This is a genomic window from Actinosynnema sp. ALI-1.44, from assembly GCF_001984155.1.
In the GTDB taxonomy this organism is placed as follows: Bacteria; Actinomycetota; Actinomycetes; order Mycobacteriales; family Pseudonocardiaceae; genus Kibdelosporangium.
The window spans coordinates 73,734-89,236 of record NZ_MTQO01000042.1; the positions used below are offsets into that span (position 1 = coordinate 73,734).

Consider the following 15,503-nt stretch of genomic DNA (forward strand, 5'->3'; position numbering starts at 1 on the left):
GATCGTTCCGCGTTTACCGGGATACTTGATCTCATGACCACGACAGCTGCCCGGCTCCTGCGTCTGCTCGCCTTGCTGCAACAACCGCGGGACTGGACGGGTCCGCTGCTCGCCGAGCGCTTGGACGTGACTGCCCGGACGATCCGCAACGACGTGGAGCGGTTGCGTTCACTCGGCTACCCGATCACGGCGACGCCCGGTGTCGCGGGCGGGTACCGGCTGGGCGCGGGTGCGTCGATGCCGCCGCTGTTGCTCGACGACGACGAGACGATCGCGGTCACGGTCGGGTTGCGGACCGCGGCGAGTGTGTCCGGGATCGAGGAGGCCGCGGCGCGCGCGTTGTCCAAACTGGAGCGGATGCTGCCTTCCCGGCTGCGTCACCGGGTCGGCGCGCTGCAGGACGCGACGGTCTCGATCCCCCACAAAGGACCGGTGCTGGACACCGACGTGCTCACCGCGATCGCCACGGCCATCCGTATGAAGGAAACCTTGCGGTTCCACTACCAGACCCACGACGGCACGCCGAGCAGTCGTTCCGCTGAACCACACCAGCTCGCGCACACCCGTGGCCGGTGGTACCTGCTGGCGTGGGACACCGGACGCGGCGACTGGCGTACGTTCCGTGCGGACCGGATCACCCCGCGCACACCCAACGGCCCGCGGTTCACCACACGGCAGATCCCCGGTGGTGACGTCGTGGAGTACCTACGGGAGAAGCTCGACACGTCGATGTGGCGATACCGCGCGAATGTCACCGTGTACGCCCCGACCGAACACGTCGTCGCCCGGCTGCCGCCGAGCGTGGTAGTGGAACCCGTGGACGAACGCACGTGCCGCGTCGACGTCGGTTCGGACAACCCCCGGATGCTGGCGCTGTGGCTGGGCATGCTCGACGCCGACTTCGAGATCACCGACTCGCTGGAGCTGGCCGAGGAGCTGACCGCGATCGCCGACCGCTACCAGCGCGCGACCAGGTCCATATTGGAGGGACGGTGATCAGCTCGATGTCCGATCCCCGCCAGCAACGGCCCGGTCCGGCCGCCGACACTGGCAGCCGTGAAGACGCGGTCCCTCGTGCACCAGGCCATCGAGCCCGGCATCCTGTACTTCGGCACGCCGGTCGTGCTCGTCTCCAGCGAGAACGAGGACGGCACGGCGAACCTGGCGCCGATCTCCTCGGCGTTCTGGCTCGGCTGGCGGGCCGTGCTGGGCATCTCGGCGAAGTCGCACACCACCCGCAACCTGCTGCGTACCGGCGAAGGAGTGCTCAACCTGCCGTCGGACACGATGGCGGCGGCGGTGGACCGGCTGGCGATGACCACGGGTTGCGACCCGGTGCCCGCGGGCAAGCTGCGTCGCGGCTACTTCCACGTCGCCGACAAGTTCGGTCGGGCCGGGCTGACCCCGGTCGCTTCCGAAACGGTGACACCGCCGCGTGTGGCCGAATGTCCCGTGGCGATGGAGGTCGTTGTCGAGGCGGTGCATCCGGTCGCGGAAGCCGACGAGCAGCTGCGCGGCGGGATCGTCGCCGTCGAGGCGCGTGTCCGGCGGGTGTTCGTGCACGAGGAGGTGCGGCTGGCCGGGACCGACGACCACATCGACCCGGACGCCTGGCGCCCGTTGATCATGAGCTTCCAGAAGTTCTACGGCCTGACACCGCAGGTGCACCCGTCCACGCTGGCCCAGATCCCGGAACACCTGTACCGCGGCCCGGACATCGACCGGGCCCGCACGGCTCCCGAGAAGTCGGCTACCCCTGGATGAAGTGCGCGTGCGTTCCGGTGAGGGTGAGCATGCGTTCCAGGCGGGGCGGCCGGTTGTCCAGGTGCAACCGGGCGTTGGCCTCCTGGGCGCGGCGCTTGACCATCAGCAGGACCGACAGTCCCATCGAGTCGACGGCGACGACGTCCGCGCAGTCCAGGAACAAGTCGCGAACCTCGGGCACACGCGGCAACTGCTCGGCGATCAACGCGTCGAGGTCCTCGGCGTTCTCGAACGTCAGCTCGCCGCCGAGCCGCACCTCGAGCGTGTACGAGTCGGGGACGCTGGCGGTCGCGGTGAAACTCGGAGTCGTGGTCATGCCGGGTCCAGCGCTCGGTCGAGGTCGTCGCCCGCTTCCTTGATGAACCGGCTCGCCCGAGTGAAGTCCTTGAGTTGCAGGGCAAGCACGTCGAGCGCGGGCAGCAGGAACCGGCCGGACACGCCACGAGCGGCCAGGATGTCCGCGGTCCACCGCAGGAACCCGGTGAACAGCTCCACCGAGTCCGTGTACAGCGCGGTGGCGAGGAAGTCCACGATGTGCGCGATGTCCTCGGCGGTGCGGTCCACCTGCTGGGACGTGTACTGGCGCATCGCCGGGATCCGCTCGGCCAGGTCCGCCATGGTCTGTCTGACCAGCGACCGGGCCGTCCGGGCGACCATCGTGTACTCCTGGTCCGCGAGGTGCGGCAGGTCGTCGATCGGCTGGTGGGCGTTGACGGTCAGCTTCGGCAGGCCTTCGGCCAGCAGGTCCGCGGCGCTGCGGGCGTCCGGTGACCACGCGTTCGCGCCGAACAGCCGCGCGTACTCGCCGTTGCCGCCGAACGCCGCGCCGCCTGCGAGAACCGGCACGCCCGCCGCCTGACAGGCGGTGATGGTCGCATGCGCGGTGGGCAGCCGGGTGGCGATCGAACTGGACAACGCCACCGCGTCCGGCCCCGTCAGGTGCAGGTGGGCGATCAGGTGCTGGGTCGGTACCTTCGCGCCGAGGAATTCCACGCGCCAGCCCCGCAGCCGCAGGACTTCCGCGAGCAGACGGGCGGGTAACGCGTGCCATTCGCCGTCGATGCACGCCACGATCACGCGGCCGAGCCGTGGTTCGACCCGCGCGGCGGGGTGGTGGGCCATCGCGGCGATCACCCGGTCGTTGATGGCCGTCGCGGCGTGCTCCTGCGCGACGCTGATCCGGTTCGCCGCCCATTCCAGCCCGACCTTGGCCTGGACCGGCGCGATCACGTCGAGCAGCACGTCTTCGGCGGGCATGCCGCCGTCCAGAGCGGCGATCACGATCCCGGCGGCTGCGTACTCGTCACCGGCGACCACCGCGGACCACAACGAGTCGACCCGGTCAGCGGTGTGCGTCATGGGGCTTCCCGTTGACGTGGTGCGGTGATGGCGACGATGGCGATGTCGTCGTGGTGGTTGTCGCCGATCCACTGCTGCGTGAGCATTTGCACGCGTTCGACGATCGCTTCGCCGGGGATGCCCGCACATTCGGCCAGCACGTCCTTCAGCCGCTGTTCCCCGAAGTAGGCGTCGCCCCATGGGCCGCCTCGCGCTTCGGTGATCCCGTCCGTGTACAGCACGCAGGACTCGCCGGGTTCCAGGTTCACGACAGCTGTGCTGGCTTGCACCGTCGGCAGCACGCCGACGAGAGAACCCTGGGTCCGGGCCTCCTCGACAGTCCCGTCCCCGCGCACGATCAGCGGGGGAAGATGGCCCGCGTTGGTCAACCGCAGGCGGACGTTGGCCCCGTCGCGCACCGCCGAGGCGAACACGAGCGTGGCGAACCGCGTGTGGTGCGAGCTGAGCAGTGCGCTGTTGAGCATGGTCAGGACCCGCAGGTGATTGGTCGCCAGCGGCAGCAACGCGTGCAGCGTGTTGCGGATCTTGCCGGTCATCGCCGCTGCTTCGAGCCCTTTGCCGCACACGTCGCCGAGCACGATGAACGTCTCGCGACTGGTCTGACTCGCGGGATGCAGGTCGTAGAAGTCGCCGCCGACCCGTTCGGCGGCACCGGACGGCTGGTACCCGCCCGCGAACTCGATCCCGTCGACGTGCCGCATCTGGGGCGGGATCAGGTCGCGCATCAGGATCTCGGTGATGGTCGCCTGCTCGGCGTACAGGCGGGCCGCCGCCATCGCGGCCCCGGCCCGTGCCGCGAACAGCCGGGCGAAGACTTCCTCGTTCTCGGTGAACACCGCCCTGCTGGACGTGCGCAGCAGCACCAGCGCCCCGGCTGGCACGCCCTGCCCCGGCAGGGGCACGACCGCGACGGAGCCCACTGGGCCGAGGCCCGTCCGGGATGATCCAGTCCGCGACGCTCGCGGGGTCGATCCACCGCGACGGGACGGGCGGGAAACCCCTCAGCGCGACGTCCAGGCCGGGCACGGTCGCCGGGTCGGCGACCAGCACCTGACGTTGCGCCTGTGCGCCGCGGGCACGCCAGACCACGGTCAGCTTGTTGACCGCGGGCGGCAGGATCACCACCGCCGCGTCCGCGAGGTACTCGGACGCGAGCTGGGCCGTGATCTCCATGCAGCGGCCGAGGTTCATCGAGGACAACAGCAAGGTGGACGCGTGGGCGAGGAACGCCGTGCGTTCGCGTTCGACCTCCAGCAGGTGCTTGGTCCGCTGCTCTTCGGTCGCGTCGAGCAGCCACCACGCCACCGCGTCGCCCAGCCGGGTGGCGTGCGCCTGGAAGTGGCGTCCGGCGACCAGCCCGTCCGCCTGCTGGCTCGTGTTCTCCCGGTGTGCTCTGGCCAGCCACGACGGGACCACGTCGGCCAGTGCCATGCCTGGCCGGGCGGTGGTGAAGACCAGTTCAGCGGCCTCGTTGAGCTCCAGCACGTCCCCGTGCTCGTCCACGACGAGCACCGGCGAGGGTGCCGCGCGCATGACCGAGCCGTACTCGGCGTCGGCCAGCCGTGTCGACCGTTCTTCGAATGTGCTCACACCAAAACCCGCGCTCACCTTTCGCCGTGACCGGTTCAGACGCTACCCCGATCCACAACGGTAGTGGTGATAGAGCCCCAGTGGACGCGCTGACCTGGGGTTGTTCCGGTCAGGGCTGGTCGCCTGCGAGGGTCAGGGCCAGCCGCACGGCGTCGGCGCGGGAATGCAGGCCTGCCTTGGCGAACAAGTTGTTGATGTGGGTTTTCACCGTGGCCTCGGTGATGTACAGCTGCCGGGCGATCTCGCTGTTGCGCAGTCCCTGTCCGATCAGGTCGAGGATCTCGCGTTCCCTGGCCGTCAGCGTGTCCACGGTGGCTGGTCTGGTGCTCGGCGCGCGGGTGGCCAGGGTCAGCAGCCGGGACTGCACGGCCGGGTCGAGCACGGAGTGCCCGGCGTGGGCGCTGCGCACGGCCTGGATGATCGTGGCCCGGTCGGCGTCCTTGGTCAGGTAGCCGCGGGCGCCCGCGTGCAGCGCGGCGAGGATGGACTCGTCGTCCTCGAACGTGGTCAGCACCACGACCGGCAGGTCCGGCTGGGCGGCGTGCAGCAGCCCGGTGGCCTCGGCACCGCCCATCACCGGCATGTTCAGGTCCATCAGCACCACCTGCGGGGCGTGCTCGTCCACTGCGGCGATCGCGTCCTTGCCGTTGGCCGCCGTGCCGACCACGGCGATGTCCGGGTCGAGGTCGAGCATGACGGCGAGCGCGTCGCGCACCGCTGCCTGGTCGTCGACGACCAGCAACCGGATCGGGGTCATCGCGGCAACTCCAATCGCACCACCCAGCCGGGGCCGCCCGGTTCGGCGGGACCGGCGTACAGCGTGCCACCCAGCAGACTGGCTCGCTCACGCATGCCGACCAGGCCCATTCCGCTGCCCGTGGCGGACGGGGATGTCACGGCCCCGGAGTCGGTGACCGCAAGGCGCACCACCCGGTCGCAGTAGTCCAGTCGCAGAGTCACCTCGGCTCCTGGGGCGTGCCGGTGTGCGTTGGTGATCGCCTCCTGCGCGGTGCGGATGATCGCCTGCGTGATCTCGACCGGTACTTCGCCGGGGTCTCCGGTCACGGTGAAGCCTGCCGAGCTGCCCGCGGCGAGCTGAGCGAGGGTCTGGGCAAGGGGCAGCGTGTCCTCGCGCAGGGCGTGGATCGCACGGCGGGTCTCCCCCATCCCGGACACCGCCATCGCCCGCGCGCGCCGCACGGCTTCGTTGGCCTCGTCGTCCCGACCACCGCCGTGCAGGGCGTCCGCCATGTCCAGTTGCATCGCGATCCCGGACAGGGCGTGGCCGATGACGTCGTGGATCTCCCGGGCGATCCGGCTGCGTTCCTCCAACGCCGCCACGCGCCCGGCCTCGTGGGTGGCCCGTTCGGCCGCGGCGATCGCCTCGGCCCGGTTGCGCCGGGCGATGCCGCCGTAGACCGGCAGGCCGACCGTCAACGGCACCCACCAGACCGAGGTGCCGGGCAGACGCATCACGGCGACAGCGGCCCAGGTCATGACGAACCCGATGGCCGCCGCGGTGACGGCGAGGGTGAACGCCTGCCGCCTGGACAGCTTCTCCCCGGCGGCCGCAGTCGCCATGAACACGAACACCACCGCGGCCGTGTCCGTGGCCAGCGGGAACACCGTCGCGCCGCTGACGACGAACACCGACACCAGCACCACGCCGCCCCGGTCGGTGGGCAGGCGCCGCGGCACGAGACTGACGGCCATCCCGGAGACGATCGCCACCGCCACCAGGCCCCAGACCAGCCAGGCGAATCCGGCCGGTGGGCGGTCGACGAGGTGGATCACGCTGATCACCGACACGACGGCGAGGAGGAATGGGCGGCCCAGTTCGTCGACGAACCGGGCCGTCCTGTGGGTGCTCATGGCCTGGGATTGTTCCCCGCTGCCGGTGTGGTCACCGCTCGACGCGGGACGAGTCGAGCAACGACTTCAGCAGGCCACCCCGCCGGGCGGCGTTCTCCTGCACCCGGTCCAGCCCGGGGGACGTCCTGTGCGGCTGGCCGTCGCGGCCCTTCGCCCAGATGATCCGGCCTTCGGTCCGCACGGCCTTGGCCAGCACCGCCAGCCCCTCGGCCAGCAACCCGGCGCCCAGCGTGAGCATCATGCCGTTGCCAGTCGACTGCTGAGCACCCGGAGCGACCACCGCCAGCACGGCACCGGCAGCGAACTTGACCGCGATGTTGGCCACCCACAGGACGATGGTCACGGCCGTGTACCGCAGGTGGACCACGCCGTCCTTCTCGAACACCCGGGTGCTTGCCCCACGCAGCACACCCAGCAGTACCCCGAGGACAGTGGTGGCGACCAGGAACACGATGGACTCCGCCGTCTGCGGCTCCTTGAGCACGGTGAAGAACCCGATGCCGACGAGGACGGCGGGCAGCACCAGCATGCGCTTGGCCTCGACCGGTTCACCGAGCAGCCGACGGACCAGGACGTAGCCGATGACGGCCACGATCAGAACGATCTCAACAGGACCGCTCATCGGTCCCACCTCCCACGACGAACCAGGTCATCCGAACGCGGTCAACGCTAGGAGCGCGGCGGTTTCCAGTCGTGAGTCAGCGGCCGTATCCCGGGTGGAGATTCGTCTCCACCCGGACGACCCGGTCGAGCAACGCCTGGGCCTCGTCGTCGCGCCCGGCCGCGCGGTACGTCTCGGCGTACGTGCGCAGGCACTCGATCTCCAGTCGCACTTCCGCCAACGGTTCCAGCAGCTCGATGGCGCGCTGGTGTTGTTCGAGTGCCTTGTCGAGATCGCCCATGACGCGCAGTGCGACGCCGATGTAGTTGTGGCACCACGCCTGGTTGTGGCGCAGGTTGTTCTGCTCCGCCAGCCGCAGCGCCTCATGCAGTGACCGCAACGATTCCTCGGGATCTTGCGCGGCCAGCGCGACGCCGAGCGTGACAAGTCCCGTGATCCGCGCGGGCCCACCAGCCATGGCGACGGATGCGCGAGCGAGCTCGACGGCTTCCTTGGACTGTCCGAGTTGGAGTGTCACCCACCCGTCGAAGGCCAGTGCCTGTGCCTGTCCGCCCGGATGCCCGACCTTCTCGAAGAGGTCACGTGCTTGCCGGAAGTGCGTCCGCGCCGCGTCGGACTCGCCGAGATCCCGGTGCACGAAACCGATCCGCAACGCCAGACCAGCCGCCAGGTTGTCATCCGGCCCGCACTGCTCGGCCCGTTCGTACGCGGCGAGCGCGTCGGCTGGACGTCCCGCGGTCGCGTGCGCGAAGCCGAGGTCCGACAGCAGCGACGCCCGTTCCTGGCGGCGGTCGAGCCGGGTCGCCGCATCCGCTGCGGTTTCGAGCATGCGTGCCTGGTCGTCGGTGCCGCGGCGCCGGAAGAACCAGACGCGCATGGCCTGCGGCAGTTCGGCCACCACTTCGTCCGCACCGAGCCGGACGGCGGCGTCGAAACACGCGACCAGGTTGACGTATTCGAGGTCGAACCAGGCCAGGGCCTTCGCCGGATCACCCGGATCGGGTGCCGGGCGGTGCGGCGAGGGCAACGTCCGATCGTGGGCGACCGCCCGCGCCAGGTAGTGGGTCACGACTCGGCGCACCGCGGCGTCGGCCGCGGGTTCCTCGTCGGCGGCCAGGTCGGCCGCGTATCGCCGGATCAGGTCGTGCATCCGGTAGCGCCCCGGCGTGAGCTCCTGGACCAGGTGCGCGTCGACGAGTTCCTCCAGCACCGCGTCGACCTTGCCGGGCCGCGTGTCGGCGAGCACAGCGGCTGCGGACGCGTCGAAGTCGGCACCGGGCAGCACACCCAGCAGGCGGAAGATCCGGCGCTGGTCCCCGTCGAGCTGCTGCAGCGACATGCCGAACGCCGCGTCGAAACGGCTGGTGTTGTCCCGCAACCGCTCGGCCAGCACCGCGACCGTCCACCCTGGCCGGTGCCTGAGCCTGGCGCCCGCCATCCGCAGCGCCAACGGCAGCCCCCCGCACTGGGACACCACCTGGCCGACCGCTTCGTCCTCGTCGACGGCGAGCCCGGCCGCCTTGGCGAACAGGTGCGCCGCGTCGCCGTCACCCAACGGCGCCAGGGACACCGGCGGCACCCCGTCCAGGCTGACCAGGCGTGACCTGCTGGTGATCAGGACCGCGGACTTGCCCGCGCCGGGCAGCAGCGGCCGGACGTGCTCCGCGTCGACCGCGTTGTCGAGGACCACGAGCGCTCGCCGCCGCGACAGTTCCGACCTCAGCAGCGCGGCCCGTTCGTCCGCGCTGACCGGCAGCTGGGTGACGCTCAACGCGTCCAGCAACCGGCCGAGCGCGACGTGGGGTTCCAGGGGTTGCTGGCCCGGGGTGAAGCCGTGCAGGTCGAGGTAGAGCCCGCCGTCCGGGTACTTCGGCGCGAGCCGGTGCGCGACGTGCACGGCGAGGCTGGTCTTGCCGACACCCGCCATGCCGTCGATCGCGACCGCCCCCGCGGTCTGCAGCAGCGCTTCGACCTGGGCGTACTCCGCCGCCCGGCCGGTGAAGTCGGTCAGGTCCGCGGGCAGGTCGTTGCGGCGCGGCGGCGGTGCCGCGCCTGCCTTGGCCGCCTCGGCCCACATCGGGCGCAGCGGTCTGGGGTCGCGGCTCACGGCCCGGCACAGCGCCACGACGGCGTCCCACGGCGGGATGAGCTGGCCGTTGAGGTAGCGGGACAGCGAGGAACTGCTGAGCTCCGCCTGACGGGCGAGGGCGCGCAGGCTCAGGCCGCTCAGGTCCTTGATCCGTGCGAGCTGGGCGACCAGTCGTTCCTGGGAGCTCGACACGTGCGACACCGTACCTGTCCCGTCCCGCTCCCAACGGGTCGGCTCATCGTCTGCGCTGGTCAGAGACGTTTCGAGTGTCCCACGGTGTCCCACGGACGGCGCGCGGGACATCGCGCCGGTGGTCAGATTCTCCCTGTCAGCACCACCCCAGAGGGCGAAGGAGAAACGAGATGTCGACCGAGCGGATGCCCAACCCGGCGATGCTGGTCCCCGGGGCGATGCAGGCCCTGATGGACGTGAACAAGGCCGTCGCCGCCACCGGCCTGGACGGCAAACTCCTCGCCCTGACCCACCTGCGTGCCAGCCAGATCAACGGCTGCGGCCCGTGCGTGGCCGGTGGCGCGGGCCAGGCCCGTCACCACGGAGTGTCCACACAACAGATCGACACGGTCGCCGCGTGGCGTGAGACGCCGTGGTTCAGCGACGACGAACGCGCCGCACTGGCACTGACCGAAGCCGTGACCCGGCTCGCCGACCACGCGGACCCGGTGCCGGACCAGGTGTGGGACATGGCGGCCAAGCACTTCGACCACAAGGAACTGGCCGCGCTGCTGCTCAACATCGCGATCACCAACACCTTCAACCGGCTCAACGCCCCCACCCGCCAGCAAGCGGGCCAGTGGTGACCTCGTCTCTCCCGACCGAAACCGACTCCCGGAAGGAAAATCCCATGGCCACCGCGAAGAAGTACGACGGCTTCACCGAGGAAGAGCGCGGCGCGATGAAGGACCGCGCCAAGGAACTGAAGGCGACCACCCGGCGTGGCGCCAAGGCCGACACGGAGGCCGAGGTGCTGGCGAAGATCGCCGAGATGGCGGAGCCGGACCGGTCGATCGCCACCCGCCTGCACGCCGTGATCAAGGCCAACGCACCGGAACTGACGGCGAAACTGTGGTACGGCATGCCCGCCTACGCCCGCAACGGCAAGATCGTCTGCCACTTCCAGCCCGCGACGAAGTTCAAGACCCGCTACGCCCTGCTGGGGTTCGGCGACGAGGCGAACCTCGACGACGGCGCGATGTGGCCCGCCTGGTTCGCACTGGCCAAGATGACCGCGGCCGTCGAAACCAAGGTCGCCGCCCTGGTCAAGCAGGCGGTCAGCTGAAGGCCGACGCGACGGAAAGACTGTCCTCGTAGACGTGATGGCGGGATCTGGCTGGATTCCCCCTCAGTCCGTTATGGGTTTCCATCCTGCTGGTGTTCGCGTCCGAAGGCGATTACCTCGCAGGTCATGCCACCCAGACACGGAGTGGGCCGAGCACTGTGAAGCCGCTGGCAAGAGCGGGCTCGAGATCGTCACCGTGTTCGTAGCCGACAAGCGGGGTGCCGGGGAAAAACTCGGCAGCCGCGGCGACAACCGACGACCAGATGTCGCCGCCGAACAGGTTGGACACGCCGACCACGCCTGAGCTGCGGTTCAGGACGGCGCCACCGGAGATGTCCTTGCCGTCGTGCACAGCCAGCACCAGCACAGACGGGTCGCGCAGGAGCTCCGGCCGGAAGATGTCCGGGGTGTCCGCGTCGCCGTGCCACGCGGCCTGCCAGTCGCGGAGGTGAGCCGCCGTCGTGACCTGCTCGGCGTGGGGGCCCGGCGGTGTGGGCAGCCCCGCGGGGCGGTGGATCCACTGGGCCGTGAACAGTTCGGCGAAGCCGTCGGGGGTGAGGTCGAGGGTGGCGAAGCTGTCCTTGATCGAGCACCCCGGTGTGACCGTGTCGATCTCGGGGAGGACGTCACCCGGCACCGCGTCGGGGTGCAGCGTGACAGCGTCCGGGTAGTACGGCGGCGTGCGCTCGGCGCTGTGCCAGGCTGTCTGGCTGAAAGTGCCTGTTATGCCGTGGGAACGGCAGACTGAGGCGCACCAGTCGGCGTTGTTGCGGGCCGCCGCGGCATGGAGGGCATGCCGACTCAAGACACTCGGTTACTTCGCTGTCGTGCTCGGCACCTGACCGGCTGCCTGGAAGGTGACCGGGGGAACCACGTGGGCCTGTTTGGGAGGCGGGGCCGCGGTGGCGGTGGCGACGCTGAACGCCGGGAGTTCCTGCGCCGGAGCGGGGGCGGCGGGCTTCGGCTTCTCGACCGGCGCGGGCTGCGGGGCGTCGAGAGCCTTGCGGGCGCGGTTGGTCCAGGCCGTCCACATGGCGTGGTCGCGGTGGTCGGCCATCTGCGACTGCAGCGCGGACAGGATTCCCCGGACACGGGCGGCCAGCACCGGGTGCGTCGCCACTTCGGACCACAGGTCCGGTGTCGCCGATCCGCCGCGGACCGCCTTGCGGACGTGTTCGGTCAGGTCCGCGTGCGCCAGCCCGAGCCAGCTGTCGACCGTGGTCGAGTGATCGCGCATAGGGTCAACTCCAGGCAAAAAGATGTGGATGATCCGACGGCAGGACCGTCGGGATCATCATTACCCTGTCTAACGACATTCAACACGTGATGTTCCCGAATCACACCCGCTCTTGACATTTTCCCGGTCAGCCACCCGCGACCTGCGGCGATATGTCGGTTCCGGACGAGTCGGCGTACGCTCGACAGGTGCGACAGACAGCCGCGGTCGATGTCTACCGGTCCGACGGGGTTGATGATCACACACAGCGAGCGGTTCCCTACGCTGAGTCCAGCGAATACTTCTTGACCAGGGTGGACACGGCGGCATGAGGACAGGCGCGGGCTACTACCACGAGACAGCGTTCTACGACTCCGACGACAGCATGTTGGGGCTGGTCCTGCCCTTTCTGACCGACGGCGTACGTGCGGGCGAACCCACGTGGGTCGCGTTCACGGAGGCCAACGAACGACTCGTCCGGTCCGCGCTGCCGGACACTTCCGGTATCACGTTTCTACCCGGAGCCGACCAGTACTCGAGGCCGGCCTCCGCCATCAAGTCCTACCGGCAGATGATGGCCGAGCACGTCGCCCGAGGGGCCGCGCAGATCCGGATAGTCGGCGACGTTCCGCATCCGGGCATGGGAGTGCCGTGGGAGTGGTGGTCACGCTACGAGCACGCGGCCAACGAGGCCTTCAAGGAGTTCCCGCTGTGGGGATTGTGCCCGTACGACACCCGCATCACGCCCGCCGCGGTGCTGGCCGACGTCACCCGTACCCACCCCCACATCGCGCACGGCAACGGCCACCATACAGACAACCCGGCCTACCGCCCGTCTCACATCCCGACGACCACTGATCCGATCGATGAACTGGAACTGTCGGCGCCGCTCGGTGAGCTGGCCGACCCGTCCCCCGTCGAAGCCCGGCACGCCGCCGTCAAGGCCTGCGCGGGCACCCGGCTGACGCAGGCCCGGATCGACGACTTCGTCTTCGCTGTCAACGAAGCGGTCACCAACGCCATCTGCCACGGCCATCCGCCGGTGACCCTGCGGCTCTGGGCCGACGGCAGTCGCGTGATGGCCGCCGTGACCGACCACGGCCGGGGCCCCACGGACGCACTGGCGGGGATGATGCCCGCCACCAACTCGGCCACAGCGGGGCTGGGGCTGTACATCATGCATCTCACGTGTGACTACGTCGCCTTCAGCCGGGAGGGCGACCGGTTCACCATCCGGATCCTCGCGAAGTCCCCCTGACTTGGCAACCAATGTGGCCTTCGGTGCGAAAAACGCAACCAAGGCGGCATTCGTTGCGTCCCGGCACGCGTCCCTGGGCTGAGACGACCCTCAGCCGGGAGTCGGATTCCCCTACGGAAAATCTCGGCCTGCCGTTGGATGTACCGTTCGGCGCCGTGCACGAGACTTTGTCCATGACCAACGCATCGTCGGCGACCGCGCCCGTCGTAAGAGGACACGTTCGCCGCACGGTCGCGGTGCTCAGGCAGCGCTTGCCTTTCACCAGTACCGTTGTGCTCGCCATGCTCCTGCTGGCCGTCGCGTCCGGGGCGCTCTGGAGCGCCATGGAGGACCGTCCGGCGTTCCCCTTCATCGGCTACGGGGTGCCCTCGCTGGAGGCGGGCCGGTGGTGGACGGTGATCACCGGGTCGTTCTTCGCCATCATCCCTTGGTACTACTTGCCGATGGTGGGCAGCTTCGCGTTCCTCGTGGGCTTCGCCGAGTGGCGGCTGGGGACACGGCGCGCGATGGCCGTGACGATCGGTGGTCAGGTCGTGTCCGTGCTCGTCGCGACCTTGTTCCTCGCGCTGTGCCGCAACTCCGACTGGGTGTGGGCCGCGCGGGTCGCGGGCAATCTCGACGCCGGGTTCTCCGGCGGTGCGCTCGCCGCGGTGGCTGTGGCCAGCGCGACGCTGCGGGCGCCGTGGCGGTTGCGCGTTCGGGCTGGACTGTGCGTCTACGCCGGGGTCGCGATCATCTACGTGGGGTCGCTCGCCGACCTCGTGCACTTCTTCGCCTTGCTGCTGGCGGTCCCCCTGGGCAAACGGCTCGTGGGCGCCCGGCGGGCACCTCGACCGGTGGGGCCGAACGTGCGGGAATGGCGGCTGTTGGCCGTCGCCGGTCTGCTGCTGCTCACCATCGCCGAGGTCACCATGTTCTTCGTGCCCGGCACCGGCCCGTTCGGGTCGGCGGACGGGGTTTCGCTGTCGGCGCCAGAACTGGTGGTCCTCATCGTGCTGGCAGTGCCGGTGCTCAACGGGTTGCGCAAGGGCAGCCTGGTCGCGTGGCGCTGGGCCGTCGGCCTCTCGGCGTTCGTGACGCTGCAGGGCCTCGTGACCGCCGTGCTGATCGAGGTGGCCGTCCTGTTCGGCGGCGAGTACGACACCGTGGGTCTGCCGCTGTTCTTCGTGGACAATCTGCTGTGGATGGTCGAACTGATCCTGCTGCTCGTCGGGCGGCACGCTTTCCTCGTGCACCGGCGGCGTCGGTACACGCAAAGCCCCGGGGCGGCGCTGGCCCGCACACTGCTCGGGCGGCACGGCGGCAGCACGCTGTCGTGGATGACGACGTGGCCGTCCAACAAGTACTTCGTCCGTGCGGACGGTCGGTCTTATCTCGCCTACCGCCGTCACGCCAGGGTGGCCGTCGCGCTCGGCGACCCGATCGCGCCCGATGGCACAGCGGCGGACACGGTCACCGAGTTCGCCGCGATGTGCGAGAACTCCGGCCTGGTGCCGTGTGTGTTCTCCGCGACCGACGCCACCATCGCGGTGACGCGCGAACTGGGCTGGCAGCACGTCAAGGTGGCCGAGGACAACGTGCTGGACCTCCCCGACCTCGAGTTCCGAGGCAAGGCGTGGCAGGACGTGCGGACGGCGTTGAACAAGGCGGCCAAGCAGGGCATCGACTTCCGTCTTGTCCGGCTGGCCGACCAGCCGGAACCCATCCTGGCGCAGGTCAGGGCGTTGTCGGAGGAGTGGATGTCCGGCAAGGGCATGCCGGAGATGGGCTTCACCCTCGGCGGGCTGGACGAGGCGATGGACCCGGCGACCCGCGTCGGCCTCGCGGTGGACGCCGAAGGCAAGGTCCACGGCGTGACCTCGTGGATGCCGGTCCACACGGGCGCGGGCGAGGTCAGCGGGTGGACGCTGGACGTCATGCGCCGCAGCGCCCACGGTTTCCGGCCCGTGATGGAGTTCCTCATCGCGTCGGCGTGCCTGGCGTTCCGGGACGAGGGCGCCCGGTTCGTGTCGTTGTCAGGCGCTCCGCTGGCCCACAGCCACTCCTACGGCAACGGGGGCGGCCCCGCCCGGATGGTGGAGCGGGCGTTGGAGTCGCTGGGCAGGCTGATGGAGCCGTACTACGGATTCCGCTCGCTGCACGCGTTCAAGGCGAAGTTCCAGCCGCGTCGCGTCCCGCTGTACCTGGCTTTCCGCGACGAGGCCGACCTGCCGCGGATCGGGCTGGCGCTGAGCCGCGCGTACCTGCCCGGCCTTCGGCTACGCGAATTGACAAAGCTGGTCAGGAAACTGTCCAAGGGAGCACGTAGTCTGACACCGCCCGCTCGTCGTCCCGTACCTGCCGCCTCACACTGAGGCACAGCGCCCTACTCGCGTTCGACGCTCGATCACCCCATAGGTCATGGCGATATCGCCGTCCAACCCAGAACGGTGACGA

Annotated in this window: 16 protein-coding genes; 7 read left to right on the forward strand and 9 right to left on the reverse strand. The window is 69.8% G+C overall.

What is annotated here, in order from left to right; all coding sequences use genetic code 11:
• Positions 1-33: 33 nt before the first annotated feature.
• A complete protein-coding gene (locus tag ALI144C_RS16675) occupies positions 34-996 on the forward strand; it encodes a helix-turn-helix transcriptional regulator (RefSeq protein ID WP_076988044.1) in 963 nt (320 codons plus the stop codon).
• A gap of 60 nt (positions 997-1,056) precedes the next feature.
• Positions 1,057-1,764 (forward strand): flavin reductase family protein, encoded by a 708-nt coding sequence (locus ALI144C_RS16680; RefSeq protein ID WP_076988045.1) that lies wholly within the window; start codon positions 1,057-1,059, stop codon positions 1,762-1,764.
• Here ALI144C_RS16680 and ALI144C_RS16685 read toward each other — a convergent pair.
• From ALI144C_RS16685 to ALI144C_RS57470, 3 genes are read right to left on the reverse strand one after another with little or no spacing between them, the layout of a single operon-like run.
• A complete protein-coding gene (locus ALI144C_RS16685) occupies positions 1,751-2,080 on the reverse strand; it encodes an STAS domain-containing protein (RefSeq protein WP_076988046.1) in 330 nt (109 codons plus the stop codon). The two genes, ALI144C_RS16680 and ALI144C_RS16685, sit on opposite strands and share 14 nt — an antisense overlap.
• On the reverse strand, positions 2,077-3,123 hold the full coding sequence (locus ALI144C_RS16690; protein ID WP_076988047.1) for a cobalamin B12-binding domain-containing protein: 1,047 nt from the start codon (positions 3,121-3,123) through the stop codon (positions 2,077-2,079). Before ALI144C_RS16690 ends, ALI144C_RS16685 begins: the two co-directional genes overlap by 4 nt.
• Positions 3,120-4,043: a PP2C family protein-serine/threonine phosphatase gene (locus ALI144C_RS57470; protein WP_237774172.1), complete on the reverse strand. Its 924-nt coding sequence runs from the start codon at positions 4,041-4,043 to the stop codon at positions 3,120-3,122. The genes ALI144C_RS16690 and ALI144C_RS57470 overlap by 4 nt, the downstream gene beginning before the upstream one ends.
• 179 nt (positions 4,044-4,222) lie before the next feature.
• Between ALI144C_RS57470 and ALI144C_RS57475 the strand changes: the two genes are divergently transcribed.
• Positions 4,223-4,777 carry a hypothetical protein gene (locus tag ALI144C_RS57475; protein WP_237774173.1) on the forward strand — a complete coding sequence of 185 codons (555 nt, stop codon included), beginning with the start codon at positions 4,223-4,225 and terminating at the stop codon, positions 4,775-4,777.
• A 45-nt stretch (positions 4,778-4,822) separates the two neighbouring features.
• Here the strand turns inward: ALI144C_RS57475 and ALI144C_RS16700 are convergent, their stop codons facing one another.
• The 4 genes from ALI144C_RS16700 to ALI144C_RS16715 all read right to left on the reverse strand — a co-directional run bounded on the left by ALI144C_RS16700 (position 4,823) and on the right by ALI144C_RS16715 (position 9,488).
• Entirely contained in the window at positions 4,823-5,470 is a 648-nt protein-coding gene (locus ALI144C_RS16700) for a response regulator (RefSeq protein ID WP_076988048.1), read from the reverse strand.
• On the reverse strand, positions 5,467-6,585 hold the full coding sequence (locus ALI144C_RS16705) for a sensor histidine kinase (protein WP_076988049.1): 1,119 nt from the start codon (positions 6,583-6,585) through the stop codon (positions 5,467-5,469). Before ALI144C_RS16705 ends, ALI144C_RS16700 begins: the two co-directional genes overlap by 4 nt.
• Positions 6,586-6,616: 31 nt before the next feature.
• A complete protein-coding gene (locus ALI144C_RS16710; protein WP_076988050.1) occupies positions 6,617-7,207 on the reverse strand; it encodes a CcdC protein domain-containing protein in 591 nt (196 codons plus the stop codon).
• A 76-nt stretch (positions 7,208-7,283) separates the two neighbouring features.
• Entirely contained in the window at positions 7,284-9,488 is a 2,205-nt protein-coding gene (locus tag ALI144C_RS16715; RefSeq protein WP_202818971.1) for an ATP-binding protein, read from the reverse strand.
• Positions 9,489-9,658: 170 nt separating this feature from the next.
• On the opposite strand from ALI144C_RS16715, the gene ALI144C_RS16720 reads away from it, so the two are divergent.
• Together ALI144C_RS16720 and ALI144C_RS16725 are read left to right on the forward strand one after the other, a co-directional pair.
• Positions 9,659-10,114, forward strand: coding sequence for a carboxymuconolactone decarboxylase family protein (locus ALI144C_RS16720; RefSeq protein ID WP_076988052.1), 456 nt, complete (start codon positions 9,659-9,661; stop codon positions 10,112-10,114).
• A gap of 44 nt (positions 10,115-10,158) precedes the next feature.
• Positions 10,159-10,593: an iron chaperone gene (locus ALI144C_RS16725; RefSeq protein WP_076988053.1), complete on the forward strand. Its 435-nt coding sequence runs from the start codon at positions 10,159-10,161 to the stop codon at positions 10,591-10,593.
• Between the two features lie 124 nt (positions 10,594-10,717).
• Here ALI144C_RS16725 and ALI144C_RS16730 read toward each other — a convergent pair whose 3' ends face one another.
• Positions 10,718-11,398: a hypothetical protein gene (locus ALI144C_RS16730; RefSeq protein ID WP_076988054.1), complete on the reverse strand. Its 681-nt coding sequence runs from the start codon at positions 11,396-11,398 to the stop codon at positions 10,718-10,720.
• A gap of 9 nt (positions 11,399-11,407) precedes the next feature.
• Entirely contained in the window at positions 11,408-11,830 is a 423-nt protein-coding gene (locus ALI144C_RS16735; RefSeq protein ID WP_076988055.1) for a hypothetical protein, read from the reverse strand.
• A gap of 307 nt (positions 11,831-12,137) precedes the next feature.
• On the opposite strand from ALI144C_RS16735, the gene ALI144C_RS16740 reads away from it, so the two are divergent.
• Both ALI144C_RS16740 and ALI144C_RS16745 read left to right on the forward strand, forming a co-directional pair.
• Positions 12,138-13,067, forward strand: a complete 930-nt coding sequence (locus ALI144C_RS16740; RefSeq protein WP_076988056.1) for a sensor histidine kinase — start codon at positions 12,138-12,140, stop codon at positions 13,065-13,067.
• A gap of 173 nt (positions 13,068-13,240) precedes the next feature.
• Positions 13,241-15,421 (forward strand): DUF2156 domain-containing protein, encoded by a 2,181-nt coding sequence (locus ALI144C_RS16745; protein ID WP_193441193.1) that lies wholly within the window; start codon positions 13,241-13,243, stop codon positions 15,419-15,421.
• Positions 15,422-15,503 lie beyond the last annotated feature (82 nt).

Excerpts from the sequence above, each read along its gene's own strand:
- ALI144C_RS16675 (WP_076988044.1), top strand. The coding sequence starts at position 34 with ATGACCACGACAGCTGCCCGGCTCCTGCGTCTGCTCGCCTTGCTGCAA.
- ALI144C_RS16685 (WP_076988046.1), bottom strand. The coding sequence starts at position 2,080 with ATGACCACGACTCCGAGTTTCACCGCGACCGCCAGCGTCCCCGACTCG.
- ALI144C_RS16690 (WP_076988047.1), bottom strand. The coding sequence starts at position 3,123 with ATGACGCACACCGCTGACCGGGTCGACTCGTTGTGGTCCGCGGTGGTC.
- ALI144C_RS16700 (WP_076988048.1), bottom strand. The coding sequence starts at position 5,470 with ATGACCCCGATCCGGTTGCTGGTCGTCGACGACCAGGCAGCGGTGCGC.
- ALI144C_RS16705 (WP_076988049.1), bottom strand. The coding sequence starts at position 6,585 with ATGAGCACCCACAGGACGGCCCGGTTCGTCGACGAACTGGGCCGCCCA.
- ALI144C_RS16710 (WP_076988050.1), bottom strand. The coding sequence starts at position 7,207 with ATGAGCGGTCCTGTTGAGATCGTTCTGATCGTGGCCGTCATCGGCTAC.
- ALI144C_RS16720 (WP_076988052.1), top strand. The coding sequence starts at position 9,659 with ATGTCGACCGAGCGGATGCCCAACCCGGCGATGCTGGTCCCCGGGGCG.
- ALI144C_RS16725 (WP_076988053.1), top strand. The coding sequence starts at position 10,159 with ATGGCCACCGCGAAGAAGTACGACGGCTTCACCGAGGAAGAGCGCGGC.
- ALI144C_RS16735 (WP_076988055.1), bottom strand. The coding sequence starts at position 11,830 with ATGCGCGATCACTCGACCACGGTCGACAGCTGGCTCGGGCTGGCGCAC.
- ALI144C_RS16740 (WP_076988056.1), top strand. The coding sequence starts at position 12,138 with ATGAGGACAGGCGCGGGCTACTACCACGAGACAGCGTTCTACGACTCC.
- ALI144C_RS16745 (WP_193441193.1), top strand. The coding sequence starts at position 13,241 with ATGACCAACGCATCGTCGGCGACCGCGCCCGTCGTAAGAGGACACGTT.